Source organism: Burkholderia sp. BCC1047, assembly GCF_902833155.1.
In the GTDB taxonomy this organism is placed as follows: Bacteria; Pseudomonadota; Gammaproteobacteria; order Burkholderiales; family Burkholderiaceae; genus Burkholderia; species Burkholderia sola.
In genome coordinates this window covers 79,101-93,956 of record NZ_CADFEH010000025.1, presented here as the reverse complement: position 1 = coordinate 93,956, position 14,856 = coordinate 79,101, and the positions used below count along the sequence as shown (strand labels likewise).

The following is a 14,856-nucleotide window of genomic DNA, read 5'->3' as shown; positions in this document are numbered from 1 at the left end:
CTTCCCAGTTTTTCCTCCTTCGGTTCAGGCTGTCTATGCCAGATGCACGCGAGCGCGATGCGCATCCAACCAGATTGTCGCGTCGTCGCCGGAGAACCTACCTCCGTCATCCGCGCTCGCCGTTCGCGTCGTCCGACGCCAGCATCTGCGGAATCTCGTCGATCAGCGCATCGACGACCACCCGCACCTTCGACGGCACGTGACGCGCTGCCGGCCGCACCGCGAACACTTCGGCGCCCGACACGCTGTCGCTGTCCATCACGAGCGCGAGGCGGCCGTCGCGCACGTACGGCGCCATCAGCCAGCACGGCAGCCACGCAAGGCCCGCGCCGGCGGCGGCCGCATCGGCGATCGCCTGCAGGTCGTCCAACCGCAGCCGGCCGGCCGCGCGATGGTCGTGCACCGCGCCGTCCGCGCCGATGACCCGCCATGGCGCCGGTTGTCCGCCGCGCGAATACGCGATGCCGACGTGCGACGCGAGTTCGTCGAGCCCCGACGGCCGACCGTGACGCGCGAGATACGCGGGCGATGCGCAGATGCCCATGCGCTGCACGCCCAGCTTGCGGCCGACCAGCGCGCTCGTATCGGCCAGTTCGCCGATGCGCACCGCCAGGTCGAAGCCGTCGTTGACGAGGTCGGCCACGCGGTCGCTGAACGACATGTCGATTTCGAGCCGCGGGTGGCGCTCGACGAGACGCCGCACCACGGGCGCCACGCACTGCCGCCCGAACAGCACCGGCACGCTGACGCGCACGCGCCCGGCCGGCTCGCGGCGCCCCGCATCGAGCGCGGCCTCCGTTTCGCCGAGTTCGGCCAGCAGTCGCCGGCATTGCTCGTAATAGACGAGCCCTTCGTCGGTCAGGCCGACCTGGCGCGTCGTGCGCTGCAGCAGCCGCGCGCCGAGACGCAGTTCGAGCCGCGCGACGATCTTCGCGACAGCCGAGCGCGTCATGCCGAGGCGCAGCGCCGCCGCCGCGAAACTACCCGATTCCACCACGTCGACAAATTCGGCGACGCCTCTCAGCCGTTCATCCATGCCGCTCCGCTCCGGTGCGATGACAGGGTTGTGTCCGTGCTGGCGACAATCGTCGGCCAAATTCTCGCCAATGCGTCCACCTGCGCAACACTATGATAGTCCTGACTATCTCGAAAAGGAGTCGACATGCATGCATGGCAAATCAAACCGGGCGACGGCATTGCCGGGCTCCGGCGCATCGACGCGACACCGCGCGCGGTCGGGCCCACCGACGTCGTCGTCAGGATCCACTCGGCCGCGCTGAACTATCGCGACCTGATGTTCGCGCGCGGCGACTATCTCGGCATCGGCACCGACGCGCTGATCCCGGTCGCCGACGGCGCCGGAGAAGTGGTCGAGACGGGCCGCGACGTCACGCGCTTCAAACCGGGCGACCGCGTGATCAATACCTACTTCCCGCGCTGGATCGACGGGCCGCCGACACCGCACAAAGTGTCGGGTTCGCCCGGCGCGCAATTCGACGGCGTGCTCGCCGAACGCTTCGTGTCCGACGAGGCGGCGCTGGTCGCGATCCCCGCGCATCTCGACTACGACGAAGCCGCGACGCTGTCGTGCGCGGGCGTCACCGCGTGGAACGCGCTGTTCGTCGACGGCGGACTGTCGCCGGGCGCGACCGTTGTGCTGCTCGGCACGGGTGGCGTATCGATCGTCGCGCTACAGCTCGCGCAGGCCGCCGGGTTGCGCACGATCGTCACGTCGTCGAGCGACGCGAAGCTCGAACGCGCCCGTGCACTCGGTGCGGACGCAACGATCAACTACCGGACGACGCCCGAATGGCAACACGAAGTATTGCGCCTCACCGGCGGTGCGGGCGCGGATCTCGTCGTTGAAGTCGGCGGACGCGACACGCTGCCGCGCTCGCTCGCCGCGACGAAAACAAGCGGCATCGTGTCGGTAATCGGCGGGCTCAGCAGCTTCGACGGGCCCCAACTCGGGCTGCTGCCGCTGATCGGCGGCTTCCGGCGTCTGCACGGCTTCATGGTCGGCAGCCGCGCGATGCTCGACGACGTCGTGCGGCTCGTCGACGCGAAACGGATCAAGCCGGTGGTCGATCGCGTGTTCGGCTTCGACGAGGCGCCGCAAGCGTATGCACATTTGCAGTCCGGCCAGCACTTCGGCAAGGTCGTGATTCGCGTCGCATCGTGACGCCTGAAGGCGGCACACGCCGCCTTCTCCCGCCTCCTCCCTCTCCGTTCCCCGTCTTCCCGTCCAAAGCGCATTCGCGCAAATGCTTTTCCGAATCCGTTATTGGATCGCACCGCCGCGCGTTTTTATACTCGTCAGCACTCTCTGTTAAAGAGTGCCAGCCAATTTCGACAGAACAGCACAGGACGAAAAAATGAGCCTACGCCCCTTGCACGACCGCGTGATCGTGAAGCGACTCGACCAGGAAACCACCACCGCATCGGGCATCGTGATTCCCGATAGCGCCGCCGAGAAACCCGACCAGGGCGAAGTGATCGCCGTCGGCCCCGGCCGCAAGGATACCGACGGCCAGCGCATCGTGCCCGACCTGCAGGTCGGCGAGCGCGTGCTGTTCGGCAAGTACGCGGGGCAAGCCGTCAAGGTCGACGGCAACGAGTTTCTCGTGCTGCGCGAAGAAGACATCGTCGCGGTCGTCAATCAATAACGGAGCGCAATCATGGCAGCCAAGGAAATCATTTTCAGCGACATCGCACGATCGAAGTTGACCGAAGGCGTGAACATTCTCGCGAACGCGGTAAAGGTCACGCTCGGACCGAAGGGCCGCAATGTCGTGCTCGAACGCAGTTTCGGCGCGCCCGTCGTCACGAAGGACGGCGTGTCGGTCGCGAAGGAAATCGAACTCGCGGACAAGCTGCAGAACATCGGCGCGCAACTCGTGAAGGAAGTCGCGTCGCGCACCAGCGACGCGGCCGGCGACGGCACGACGACGGCTACCGTGCTCGCGCAGGCGATCGTCCGTGAAGGCCAGAAGTACGTCGCGGCCGGGCTCAATCCGCTCGACCTGAAGCGCGGCATCGACAAGGCCGTCGCGTCGGCCGTCGACGAATTGAAGAAGATCAGCAAGCCGACCACCACGAGCAAGGAAATCGCGCAGGTCGCGACGATCTCCGCGAACGGCGAGGAATCGATCGGCCAGCGCATCGCCGAGGCGATCGATCGCGTCGGCAAGGAAGGCGTGATCACCGTCGAGGACGGCAAGTCGCTCGCCGACGAGCTCGACGTCGTCGAAGGGCTGCAGTTCGATCGCGGCTACCTGTCGCCGTATTTCATCAACAATCCGGACAAGCAGATCGCCGAGATCGAAAACCCGTACATCCTGCTGCACGACAAGAAGATCTCGAACATCCGCGATCTACTGCCGGTGCTCGAACAGGTCGCGAAGTCGGGCCGGCCGCTGCTGATCATCGCGGAAGACGTCGAAGGCGAAGCGCTCGCGACGCTCGTCGTGAACAACATCCGCGGGATCCTGAAGACGGTGGCGGTCAAGGCGCCGGGCTTCGGCGATCGCCGCAAGGCGCTGCTCGAGGACATCGCGATCCTCACCGGCGGCCAGGTGATCGCCGAGGAAACGGGCCTGACGCTCGAAAAGGCCACACTCGCCGAACTCGGCCAGGCGAAGCGCATCGAAGTCGGCAAGGAAAACACCACGGTGATCGACGGCGCGGGCGATGCGAAGAACATCGAGGCGCGCGTGAAGCAGATTCGCGTGCAGATCGAAGAGGCGACGTCCGACTACGATCGCGAGAAGCTGCAGGAACGCGTCGCGAAGCTCGCGGGCGGCGTGGCGGTGATCAAGGTCGGCGGCGCGACCGAAATCGAGGTGAAGGAGAAGAAAGATCGCGTCGACGACGCGCTGCACGCGACGCGCGCGGCCGTCGAGGAAGGCATCGTGCCGGGCGGCGGCGTCGCGCTGATCCGCGTGCGGCAGGCGATTCGCGAACTGAAGGGCGCGAACGCCGATCAGGACGCGGGCATCAAGATCGTGCTGCGCGCGCTGGAAGAACCGCTGCGCCAGATCGTCACGAATGCGGGCGAGGAAGCGAGCGTCGTCGTCGCGAAGGTCGCGGAAGGCGCGGGCAACTTCGGCTACAACGCGCAGACGGGCGAGTACGGCGACCTCGTCGAATCGGGCGTGCTCGATCCGACCAAGGTCACGCGCACCGCGCTGCAGAATGCGGCGTCGGTGGCCGGGCTGCTCCTGACGACCGATGCGACCGTGTTCGAAGCGCCGAAGGATGCGGCGCCGGCCGCCGCGCCCGGCGGCCCGGGCGCGGGCGGGCCGGGGTTCGATTTCTGACGACGCGGCGGCGTGCGCGCCGGTTTGTCGGTGTGCGCGCGGTCATGTTGTAGTCACGGGAAACGCGTGGCGACGGAAGTCGTCACGCGTTTTTCTTTAGGATCGACCGTCTGCGGAGCCGTTGGCGCAAACCAAACGTTCTGATGCGCACCCTGCCACACCAGCGCGCATCTTTCGCAGTGCACGTAACGCGCGACTCACACGCCTTTACGACCTTTTTACTTGCGCCCGCGCATCCGTTCACTAGAATGGGTCCGCCATCCACCGCCGAGCACGCGCCATGCGCATCCGAAGTCCTCGTCCTCCGAGTTGCTTTTCTGCCTGACAGGCCGGACGCCTGCGTCTCCTTCCCGAGCCACCGTCCTGCCGACAGGCGGACGATGCGCGCCGTAGTCCTTTCCGTGCACGCTTGAACGCGATGTCGATGTGGTCGTCACCATCGCAATGTATGCGTTCGAGCACGTGCATCGACACAGGCCGCGTAACGACGCGCCATCGATCCGCCGATTCTAGCCGGTTGTTTTGCATCACTGATTTCATTCACGGGGCCTTCCGCTTCCGCAGCATCGCGCGCCCCGTCTCGATCGTCTTTCATACAGGAGCCGTGAAATGATGCTGGGTTTGATGTTCTGGAAACACGTGATCGGCCGGCGGACCGAAACCCTCCACGAAGCGCGAGCGACGGCGCACGGCCGCCATCGCCGGGTGTCGAGAACGCTCGTACTGGCGAGCGCAGCGGTCGCGTTCGCGGCAATCGCGTTCGGTGCGCCCGTCGTCGGCATTTCGGTGTTTGTGCTGACGACGCTGCCGTTCGTGCTGTCGGGAACTTGAGGCCATCCGCATCGGGGCGCGGCTCCATCGCCGTTCGATACGAAATTTTAATGCCCGCCCACCGCGTATCTGACACCGTCTTTACGCGCGGTTGTCTAGGATTTCCCTGTCATCCCGACACGGAGCAATCCGCATGCAAACGCAGCAGGCCGCCGTCGGCGGCCAATCCCCCCTCCCTCATCGACGCGGCAGCACGCCGTCCGCGACCCGGCTCGCCGACGCCTGTCCGCCGGACAACATCCTGCTCGATGTACCCGTGGAAAGCGCGAGCCAGTTGTTCGACCTAGTCGCGCACCATGTCGCGCGCGGCAGCGGCGTATCCGCCGACCGGATCCGCGCCGAACTGATCAAGCGCGAGCAACTCGGCTCGACCGGCCTGGGGCAAGGCGTCGCGATTCCGCATGCGCGCGTAGACGGGCTCGGCTCGGTCGTCGCGCTGTTCGTTCGCGCGCGGTACCCGTTCGCGTTCAACGCGCCGGACCGCAAGCCCGTGCATGAATTCATCGTGCTGGTGCTGCCGCACGCGGAGGACCGCGTGCACCTCGAACTGCTCGCCGATGCCGCGCGATGGTTCAGCGAACGCGCGATCCGGCAGGCGTCGCGCGATGCGCAAACGCCCGAAGAGATTCACCGGCTCATGCAACGCACTGTTTGACCCGACATCGTGCAACGGCAGGCATTCCCTCCATCATTTCGGATTCCCATGTTCCCAGACCCTGATACTCCCACCCGACGCGTGGCCGGCCTGACCCGCGCGCTGCCTTTCATGCAAGCGCTGCACGGACAGACCGTCGTCATCGTCGACGGCGGTGCCACGAGCGACGCCCACGCGCGCTCCGCCTTCGCACAGGATGTCGCGCTGCTTGCGCTCACCAGCATCCGTCCGATCGTGATCCAGAGCATCCCGACCGCGTCCGGCACGCAATCGGTCCACGCCGTGCATGCGTCCATGACCGGCGTCAATCATGAACTGGTGCGCCTGATCGGTAGCCACGGCGCCCGGGCGATCGGTGTCGACGGTCACGACGGCGGCTTGCTGGTTGCCGGCGCCGAACCCGACCACGCGAGCACAAGCGCGATCGCACGATTCGACAGCGCTGCGTTGAACGCGTTTCTCGACAATGGACTGGTGCCCGTCGTGATGCCCGTCGCACCGGACGACGCGGGCCACGATCGGCTGCTGCGCCCGGAACGGCTCGGCAGCCTGTTCGCGCAACGTACGGGCGCCGTCACGCTGGTGATGATGGTCGACAGTGCATGGCTGCGCGAACTCGGCGAGCTTGCCGGTCTGTACGGCATCGCGGAACTCGAGCAATGGCTCGCCGAGCATCCGGCCGCCGACGCGGCGCCGTGCGTACGCGACGCGCTCGATGCGCTCGCGCACGGCGTGCAGAACGTCCACCTCGCCGATATCGGGCAACCCGAATCGCTGATCGACGAATTGTTGACGGAAGAAGGATCGGGCGTGGTGTTCTGCCGGCGCGGCAACACCGATCTGCTGTCGGAAATCCGCCGTTATTTCGCGGATTCGGCCAGTGTGCTGCGTGAAGGCTTCAGCGTCGAGCAGAAGCCGGTCGTGCGTTTCTAACCGGGTAGCATAAAAGCGCTTGCGGCGGCCCGCAAAGGCCGCCGCAAGCGGGCAACATCGACGTCAGCGCAACGAAAACGTCAACGCCGCGCCGCCAGTCTCCTGACGACGCTCACCAGCGCATCGACTTCATCGCACGTGTTGTAGAACGCGAGCGACGGCCGCACCGTGGCTTCGAGCCCGAAGCGCCGCAGGATCGGTTGCGCGCAGTGATGCCCCGAGCGCACCGCGATGCCCTCTTCGTTCAGCGCCTGCCCGACTTCCTCGGTTTCATAGCCCTTCAGCACGAACGACAGCACGCTCGCCTTGTCGCGCGCGGTACCGACGAGCCGCACGCCCGGCACCGGCGCGAGCACGCTCGTTGCATACGCAAGCAGATCGTGCTCGTAGCGCGCGATGTTCTCGATGCCGACGCGGTTCACGTAGTCGAGCGCCGCGCCGAGCCCCACCGCGTCCGCGATGTTGCCGGTGCCGGCTTCGAAGCGGTTCGGCGGCGGCTGGAACACCGTGCGCTCGAACGTCACGTCCGCGATCATGTTGCCGCCCCCCTGCCACGGCGGCATGTCGTCGAGGATCGCGCGCTTGCCGTACACGACGCCGATCCCGGTCGGCCCGTAGATCTTGTGTCCGGAGAACACGAAGAAATCCGCATCGAGCGCCTGCACGTCCACACGCATGTGCGAGATCGACTGCGCACCGTCGACGAGCGCCTTCGCGCCCGCGCGATGCGCGAGCTCGACGATCTCCTTCACCGGCACGACCGTACCGAGCGCGTTCGACACCTGCGTGACGGACACGATCTTCGTGCGATCGTTGAGCAGCTTCCGGTATTCGTCGAGCAGCACCTGCCCCGAATCGTCGACCGGAATCACGCGCAGCTTCGCGCCCTTGAGCGCGGCAAGCTGCTGCCACGGCACGATGTTTGCGTGATGCTCGAGATGCGACACGACGATCTCGTCGCCTTCGCCGACGTTCTGCACGCCCCACGTCTTCGCGATCAGGTTGATCGCTTCGGTCGTGCCGCGCACGAACACGATTTCGTCGGGCGACGATGCGCCGATGAAGCGCTGCACCGTTTCCCGCGCATGCTCGTACGCATCCGTCGCGCGGCCGGCCAGTGCATGCGCCGCGCGGTGGATGTTCGAGTTCTCGTGTGCGTAGAAGTATGCGAGGCGATCGATCACGGCCTGCGGCTTGTGCGTCGTCGCCGCGTTGTCGAACCAGACGAGCTGCTTGCCGTTCACGCGCTCCTGAAGGATCGGGAAATCGCGGCGGATCGCGTTCACGTCGAACGGCGGATGCGCGCCGCGATACAGCGGGCTTTGCGGCTCGGCTGCGTGCGCGTCGTCGATGAAATACCGCGGCACATCCGCGCCCGATGCACGCGACACCGGCACGTCGCGATGCACGGCGAGCAGTTCGCGCAGCGCGTCGTCGCCCGGCAACCCGAACGCTTCCGGCGACGCCAGCCCGTTCGACGGCACGACGATGTCCTGCGGCGTCGCCTGCCAGCCTTGCAGCGAACCGTCGGTGAAGTAGTACGGCGACGTCTTCGCCGCGCTTTCCGGTGCCGGCGTATTCACCTGCGGCACGCCGAGCGCCGCGCCGCCGACACGCGGTTCGAGCGCGGGCGCGATCGATACCGCGTTGTCGGGCAGCCCGTTCTGCGCGGCCGCATGCGGCGCGAGCGCGGGTGCGCGGTTGCCGAGCGACAGCACGTGCGTCGGCGCGGACGGCGCGAGGTTCGCACCCGGTACCTTGCCTTGCGGCAACGCAAGACCCGGCACGCCGGTGCCCGCGCCGCCCGGGCCCGCGAGCGGCGAGCCGCCCGGCACCGGGTTGCTCACCGACGCGAGAATCGGCGCCGCGGCCGGCAACGCCGACGGCACGCCGCCGACCGCACCGCTGCCTGCCGACAGCCCGGGCGCGGTGGCCTGCCCGGGCGGCGTCGCGAAGAACTCGGACGCGAGCCGCGCGAGCGTCGCCGGGTCGGGCAAGCCGGCCGGCAGCGGCGCATGCGGCAACGCGTGCGCGTCGCCGCCGGCCAGGCCCGGATTAACGGTAGGTGTCGGGATAGTCATGGAACTTGGCGATTTCGACGTCATCGAGGACAGCCAGCGCATCCGGAGAATGGATCGCGAGCGAGCAATACAGCGAGATCAGGTACGACGCGATTGCCTGGTTGTTGATCCCCATGAAGCGCACCGACAGGCCCGGCCCCTGCTCGCCCGCGACGCCCGGCTGATACAGGCCGACGACGCCTTGGCGCTTGTCGCCGACGCGCAGCAGCAGGATCTTGGTCTTGCCGTCCGCGACCGGCACCTTGTCCGACGGAATCAGCGGAATGCCGCGCCACGTGAGGAACTGCGAGCCGAACAGGCTGACCGTCGGCGGCGGCACGCCGCGCCGCGTGCATTCACGGCCGAACGCGGCGATCGCGAGCGGGTGCGTGAGGAAGAATGCCGGCTCCTTCCACACCTTCGTCAGCAGCTCGTCGAGATCGTCCGGCGTCGGCGCGCCCGTCAGCGGGAAGATCCGCTGTTCGTCGGTCACGTTCGCGAGCAGCCCGTAATCGGGATTGTTGATCAGCTGGCTTTCCTGCAGTTCCTTGATCGTCTCGATCGTCAGGCGCAGCTGTTCCTTGATCTGATCATGAGGACTGCTGTAAAGATCGGAGATCCGCGTATGCACGTCGAGCACCGTGCTCACCGCGTTCAGGAAGTATTCGCGCGGCTGTTCCTCGTACGGCACGAAGGTCTGCGGCAGCACGCTTTCGTCCTCGAGCTGCGTGCACGCGGCGCGCACCGCTTCCGGGTTCTTCACCTGGTTCAGGCGGTAGATGCCGGCCTCGACCGGCACCCATTGCAGCAGATGGGTCAGCCAGCGCGGCGTGATCGTGGAAAGCTGCGGGACGGTCTTGGTAGCGTTCGCTAGTTGGCGGGCGGCGTGATCGCTCAGCGCGGCCGTGCCGCTTGCAACGGTCGACATGTGTGGCTCCGGGTTCTTAAGATGAAAAACGGGATTGCTTATGACACTGGGTGATTATCGGAAGCACGCCCCTGCCGGCTCAACATGCTATAGCCGTCAGGTCGTGCACCCGAAAGGGGAAAACGATGGGGGGCGGCCTCAGGTGACGTACGCGCTCGGCAGTAGCGTCGAGATCGACACGTCGAATGCGCGCGCGATCTTGTCGGCCGTGACGATCGACGCGATCGCCTCGCCGCGCTCGATCTCGCCGACATACGAGCGGTTCAGCCCCGCGTGCTCGGCCAGTTGCTCCTGCGACCACGTGCGCGCTTCGCGCAGCTTGCGCACGGTGGCGCCGAAGTGATGGATGAGGTCGCTCATCGCGCCTCCTAGGCGACGCGCGCCGCGGTGCGCGGCGCGGCGTTCGCTTCGCTGCGCAGCACGGCCTGCGTGACGTTTTCGCCGGCCGGCACGTCCTGCGTGAGCCACACGTTGCCGCCGATCACCGCGCCGCGCCCGATCGTCACGCGGCCGAGAATCGTTGCGCCCGCATAGATCACCACGTCGTCCTCGACGATCGGATGGCGCGCGAGCCCTTTCTCCAGATGGCCGTCCGCATCGCGCGGGAAGCGCTTCGCGCCCAGCGTGACGGCCTGATACACGCGCACGCGCTCGCCGATGATCGCCGTCTCGCCGATCACGACGCCCGTGCCGTGGTCGATGAAGAACCCCGCGCCGATGCGCGCGCCCGGATGGATGTCGATGCCGGTTTCCGCATGCGCTTGCTCGGCGATGATCCGCGCGAGCAGCGGCAGGCCGAGCCCGTACAGTTCGTGCGCGAGCCGGTGGTGGATCATCGCGAGGATGCCCGGATAGCACAGCAGCACCTCGTCGACGCTGCCCGCCGCCGGATCGCCGTGGAAGGCCGCGAGCACGTCGCTGTCGAGCAGGCGGCGAATCTCCGGCAAGCGTGCGGCGAACGCCTGCACGGCCTTCGACGCGACTTCGCCGAGGTTGTCTACCGGCCCGTCGGCGTTAGGCTGGCGCGCCGCGTAACGCAATTCGAGCGTCACCTGCGTGAGCAGCGCGTTCAGCGCCGCGTCGAGCGCGTGAGCCACGTGGAAGTTCTCGCTTTCCTGCCGCAGGTCGGGTGGCCCGAGCCGCATCGGGAACAGCACACCCTTCAGCGCGCCGACGATCTGCGCGAGCGCCTCGCGCGCCGGCAAATCGCGCCCGCCCGGTTCGAGCGAGCGCCGCTGTTTTTCGCGCCATGCGCGGCGCACCGTCTGCAGCGATTGAACGATGTCGTCGATATCGAATGCGGCCATGCTGCTTTCTCCCCGTAACGGCCGTGAATCAATCCTGCGCCCACGGCAGGCCGCGAAAGCGCCAGCCGTTGTGGCCGCCGCGATGCTGCCGCTCGTCGAGGTCGCCCTCGAAGCCTTCGAGCACATTGAACACCTGCGTGAAACCACCCTTCGTGGCAGCCTCGGCCGCCTGCGCCGAGCGGTTGCCGCTGCGGCACAGCAGCAGCACGACCGCATCCTTGCCGGTCTTCGCTTCCAGTTCGCGCACGAAGCGCGGGTTGCGCGTCAGGCTCGTACCGGTCGCCCACGGCACGTGCAGCGACTCCGGCACGTAACCGACGAATTTCCGTTCCTCGGCCGTGCGCACGTCGACCAGCACGGCGTCGCCCGCCGTGAACAACGCCCACGCGGCTTCCGGCGCAACGCCGCCCGCGTAGGGCGTGCCGGCCGCCACGGCCGTTGTGCGCGCGTCTTCCAGCGCCTGCTGCGCGGCCGTTCGTTCTTCCAGTTCAACCGTCATGACACTTCCTTGTATTCTCAGATTCGTATGAACAAAGACACCGGGAATGCGGCTGTTGCAGCTTGCGTGCTGTCTATAGCCGTCAGCGCCACTATGCGAGTGCGGTCGGGGAAGCAGAACCAATAAAAATTCATTTCCTAATCAGCGCCGCGGGGAATGCAATAGCAGACGCGCGCTATCGATGCGCGGTCGCTGGCGGGATGGAAATGGAGGACGGGGGCCGTTCGATGTCGTGCATCGAAGGGATTTGAAAGGAAGCGAGAGAGACGATCGGCGCGGCATGCGGCGCGTCGTCATGGAGTCCGAAATGGAACGGATCACGCGATGCACCGACGAAGCCACCGCGCCTCGCCGATGCATGTGTTCTTCAGTACATCACACCACCGGGTCGACCACCGTAACCGGCGCACCGCGCGCCTCGATATCGCGCCCCGCGAGCAGACACAGATCCTCGCGATGATGCGTGGCCACCACCTGCACGCCCACCGGCACGCCGTTCACGACCGACGTCGTGACGGCCAGCCCCGGCAGCCCCATCGCGGGCAGCGCGCGCAACGTGAGCTGCGCTTCCCATACGCGCTCGAACCCGTCCGGCCCTTGCCGGTCGAGATCGTCGGGGAACGGCAGTTCCGACGAAACCGGCAGCAGCAACACCGGATATTCATCGAAAAACAGCCGCCACTCGCGCGTCAACGTCGTGCGTCGAACCAGCGCGCGGCTGATCACGTCGGCCGGCAGATCGCGCACCTTGCCGCGCACGGCGGCGATCACCGCAGCCGCGCCCGGGTCGCCATCCTGCTCGACCGAGTTCGCCAGCGCGTCGAAGCCATCGCCGAGCCACAGCTGTTCCTGCAGCAGCGCGGCCTCGCGCATCGGCGGCGTATCGTCGATCTCGTCGACGGTCCAGCCGGCATCGACGAGCCGGCGCGCGGCATCGCGCAACGCGGTCTCGACCTCGGGCACGACCTCCAGGCCGCGCGGACGCACGCACAGCGCCGCGCGCCTCGGCACCTCGCGCCCGTCGAACGGCACCGCGACGTGCCACGGATCGCGCGGGTCCGGTGCGGAGAACGCCCGCAGCGCGAGCGAGAGATCGTCGATCGTGCGCGCGATCGGCCCGGCCGCCGACATCAGTTGCGCGCCAATCGCGCGCTCGGGCGACGACGCATTGAATGCCGGCACGCGACCGAGCGACGGCCGGATCCCGTGCACACCGCACGCATAGGCCGGGTAGCGCACCGAGCCGCCGATGTCGGTGCCGACCGCGAGCGGCCCGATCCCGGCTGCCACGGCCGCCGCCGCGCCGCCGCTCGATCCGCCCGGCGTCAGCGACGCATTGCGCGGATTACGCGTATGACCATGCACGCGATTCGACGTGAACCAGCGCAGTGCGAACGTCGGCGAATTGGTGCGGCCGAGCAGCACTCCGCCGGCCTTGCGGATGTTGGCGACCACCGGGCTGTCGGCGGGCGCGATCAGGTTTTCCTGAAGGCGCGTGCCGTTGGTCGTCGCGAAGCCGGCCTGATCGACGTTGATCTTCACGGTCACGGGTACGCCCGCGAGCGGCCCCGGATCGTCGCCGCGCGCGATTGCGCGATCGACTTCGTCGGCCTGCCGCCGCACGTCGTCGGGGCGGTGTTCGACCACCGCGTTGATCGCCGGATTCACCGCATCGAGACGATCGAGCACGGCGTCCGCCACTTCGCGCGCGGACACGTCACGCTGCCGCACGCGTTTCGCGAGTTCGGTCGCCGGCAGTTGCCAGAGTTCGGTCATGACTTCTCCTGCTGAAAAGACATCACAATCACGCGCGGCGCCGCGCTTCCTCGCGAAAGCGCGGCGCCGCATTCGCTCACTGCGTATCCTGCTTCGCGCGCTCGGCGGCGGCGATGATCGCGTCGGCCACGGCCTTCGGCTGACTCAGCATCGCGACGTGGCTCGCGTTCACGCGCGCGACCGTCGCGCCGATCCGCTTCGCCATCGCTTCCTGCAGCGTCGGATCGATCATCCGGTCGTGCGTCGCGACGACGAACGTCGACGGCTTCGCATGCCATGCGGCTTGCGTGACCTTCTCCGAGATGCACCCGCTATACCACGGCCCCTGGGTCGCGGCAACGATGCGCTGCTGCGCGGGCGGCAGATCCGGCGCGAAATCCTGTGCGATCGCCTTGTCCGACAGCCGCGCGAAACCGCCGGCGTCCTTGCGCAGTTCGCCAGCCCATGCCGGCGGCGGCAGCCCCTGCGTGACGTCGGCGATCGACTGGCCGTTGTCCGGCGCGAACGCCGCGACGTACACGAGCGACTTCACCTTGTCGTCGTTGCCCGCGTCGCTGATCACGACGCCCGCCCACGAATGGCCGACCAGCACGACCGGCCCCTTCTGTTCGTCGATCGTACGCTTCGTCGCGGCCGCGTCGTCGGCCAGCGAGCTCAGCGGATTCTGCACCGACACCACGTGCAGCCCGCGCGCCTCGAGCAGCGGAATCACGCGGTTCCAGCTCGACCCGTCGGCGAATGCGCCGTGCACGAGCACGACGTTGGTGCCCTTCAGGTCTTCCTTCGGCGCGGCCTGCGCCGCGACCGCACCGAACAGTCCGCCGATCATCGCGGCGGATACCAGAACGCGTTTCATCAAACCGGCCATCGTCATGCTCCCTTCCTTATCGTGTCGTTGAAATGAGGTGCTGCCTGAGCGGCCGCGCGTGCATGCGGCAAGCGCGGCGCCCGATCACGAATGCGCGTACAGGTCGTCGGCGGTGTAGCGCGCGGCGCGCGACGGCGCGGCATCGCGATGGCCGGCCGGCGTCGACGCATCGGCCACGTTGTCGCCTTGCGACTTCGACGGGCCGTTCTGGTCGGAACGCGCGACCTGCTCGGCAGCCGCGACGGCGTTCTCCGCGGCGGCGATGTCGTCCGGGTAGTGCGCTTCGCTGCCGGCCGGGTTGTAGCCGGCCTTCTCGAGACGGATGAGGTCGGCGCGCACTTCAGCACGCGTGAGGCTGTGGCCGGTATCGGCGAACGACAGCGCGGGGGCGACGGCGAGGACGGCAACGGCGAGGATTCGAGCGGCTTTCATGAAGGTTCTCCTTGAACGAAGTTGAGGTGTCGAGCACTGGGCATCCGGTGCGAACGCCTGGCACCGAACGTTTGCTGCATGTCGACAGTAGAACCCGCGCACGTATCCGGCATGTTTCCGGAACCGGGCTTTCTGCATGCCAGTTTTTCAGGAACGGCCACAGATACAGTGCGATACACACCGGCTACGCAACGCACCACGAAAAAAGGCGCGCCTCGCCGGGCACGCCTTTCATCCGCTTCACGCTC

Annotated in this window: 15 protein-coding genes; 6 read left to right on the top strand and 9 right to left on the bottom strand. The window is 67.2% G+C overall.

What is annotated here, in order from left to right; translation table 11 throughout:
• Positions 1-106 precede the first annotated feature (106 nt).
• Entirely contained in the window at positions 107-1,036 is a 930-nt protein-coding gene (locus HWX55_RS24170) for a LysR family transcriptional regulator (RefSeq protein WP_175977568.1), read from the bottom strand.
• A 126-nt stretch (positions 1,037-1,162) separates the two neighbouring features.
• On the opposite strand from HWX55_RS24170, the gene HWX55_RS24165 reads away from it, so the two are divergent.
• The 6 genes from HWX55_RS24165 to HWX55_RS24140 all read left to right on the top strand — a co-directional run bounded on the left by HWX55_RS24165 (position 1,163) and on the right by HWX55_RS24140 (position 6,738).
• Complete coding sequence (locus HWX55_RS24165) at positions 1,163-2,182, top strand: NAD(P)-dependent alcohol dehydrogenase (RefSeq protein WP_175977567.1); 1,020 nt, start codon at positions 1,163-1,165, stop codon at positions 2,180-2,182.
• A gap of 193 nt (positions 2,183-2,375) precedes the next feature.
• Positions 2,376-2,666 carry a co-chaperone GroES gene (locus HWX55_RS24160; RefSeq protein WP_011694564.1) on the top strand — a complete coding sequence of 97 codons (291 nt, stop codon included), beginning with the start codon at positions 2,376-2,378 and terminating at the stop codon, positions 2,664-2,666.
• A 12-nt stretch (positions 2,667-2,678) separates the two neighbouring features.
• Positions 2,679-4,319, top strand: coding sequence for a chaperonin GroEL (gene groL, locus HWX55_RS24155; RefSeq protein WP_050017246.1), 1,641 nt, complete (start codon positions 2,679-2,681; stop codon positions 4,317-4,319).
• 609 nt (positions 4,320-4,928) lie between these two features.
• Positions 4,929-5,150 (top strand): hypothetical protein, encoded by a 222-nt coding sequence (locus tag HWX55_RS24150; RefSeq protein WP_175977566.1) that lies wholly within the window; start codon positions 4,929-4,931, stop codon positions 5,148-5,150.
• Between the two features lie 133 nt (positions 5,151-5,283).
• The gene (locus HWX55_RS24145) at positions 5,284-5,805 is read left to right on the top strand and encodes a PTS sugar transporter subunit IIA (protein WP_175977565.1); all 522 of its coding nucleotides are present in this window, start codon (positions 5,284-5,286) and stop codon (positions 5,803-5,805) included.
• A 48-nt stretch (positions 5,806-5,853) separates the two neighbouring features.
• Entirely contained in the window at positions 5,854-6,738 is an 885-nt protein-coding gene (locus HWX55_RS24140; protein ID WP_175977564.1) for an acetylglutamate kinase, read from the top strand.
• An 80-nt stretch (positions 6,739-6,818) separates the two neighbouring features.
• On the opposite strand, the gene HWX55_RS24135 is transcribed toward HWX55_RS24140, so the two are convergent.
• The 8 genes from HWX55_RS24135 to HWX55_RS24100 all read right to left on the bottom strand — a co-directional run bounded on the left by HWX55_RS24135 (position 6,819) and on the right by HWX55_RS24100 (position 14,608).
• On the bottom strand, positions 6,819-8,819 hold the full coding sequence (locus HWX55_RS24135) for a family 2A encapsulin nanocompartment cargo protein cysteine desulfurase (RefSeq protein ID WP_175977563.1): 2,001 nt from the start codon (positions 8,817-8,819) through the stop codon (positions 6,819-6,821).
• Entirely contained in the window at positions 8,794-9,726 is a 933-nt protein-coding gene (locus tag HWX55_RS24130) for a family 2A encapsulin nanocompartment shell protein (protein WP_050017251.1), read from the bottom strand. Before HWX55_RS24130 ends, HWX55_RS24135 begins: the two co-directional genes overlap by 26 nt.
• Positions 9,727-9,864: 138 nt before the next feature.
• Positions 9,865-10,086, bottom strand: coding sequence for a helix-turn-helix transcriptional regulator (locus tag HWX55_RS24125; RefSeq protein ID WP_050017252.1), 222 nt, complete (start codon positions 10,084-10,086; stop codon positions 9,865-9,867).
• 8 nt (positions 10,087-10,094) lie between these two features.
• Positions 10,095-11,033, bottom strand: coding sequence for a serine O-acetyltransferase EpsC (gene epsC / locus HWX55_RS24120; protein ID WP_175977562.1), 939 nt, complete (start codon positions 11,031-11,033; stop codon positions 10,095-10,097).
• A 28-nt stretch (positions 11,034-11,061) separates the two neighbouring features.
• Positions 11,062-11,532, bottom strand: coding sequence for a rhodanese-like domain-containing protein (locus HWX55_RS24115; protein ID WP_050017254.1), 471 nt, complete (start codon positions 11,530-11,532; stop codon positions 11,062-11,064).
• A 375-nt stretch (positions 11,533-11,907) separates the two neighbouring features.
• Positions 11,908-13,308, bottom strand: coding sequence for an amidase family protein (locus HWX55_RS24110; RefSeq protein WP_175977561.1), 1,401 nt, complete (start codon positions 13,306-13,308; stop codon positions 11,908-11,910).
• 76 nt (positions 13,309-13,384) lie between these two features.
• Positions 13,385-14,176: an alpha/beta hydrolase gene (locus HWX55_RS24105; RefSeq protein WP_175977595.1), complete on the bottom strand. Its 792-nt coding sequence runs from the start codon at positions 14,174-14,176 to the stop codon at positions 13,385-13,387.
• A gap of 84 nt (positions 14,177-14,260) precedes the next feature.
• Positions 14,261-14,608 (bottom strand): DUF4148 domain-containing protein, encoded by a 348-nt coding sequence (locus HWX55_RS24100; protein ID WP_175977560.1) that lies wholly within the window; start codon positions 14,606-14,608, stop codon positions 14,261-14,263.
• Between the last annotated feature and the right edge of the window lie 248 nt (positions 14,609-14,856).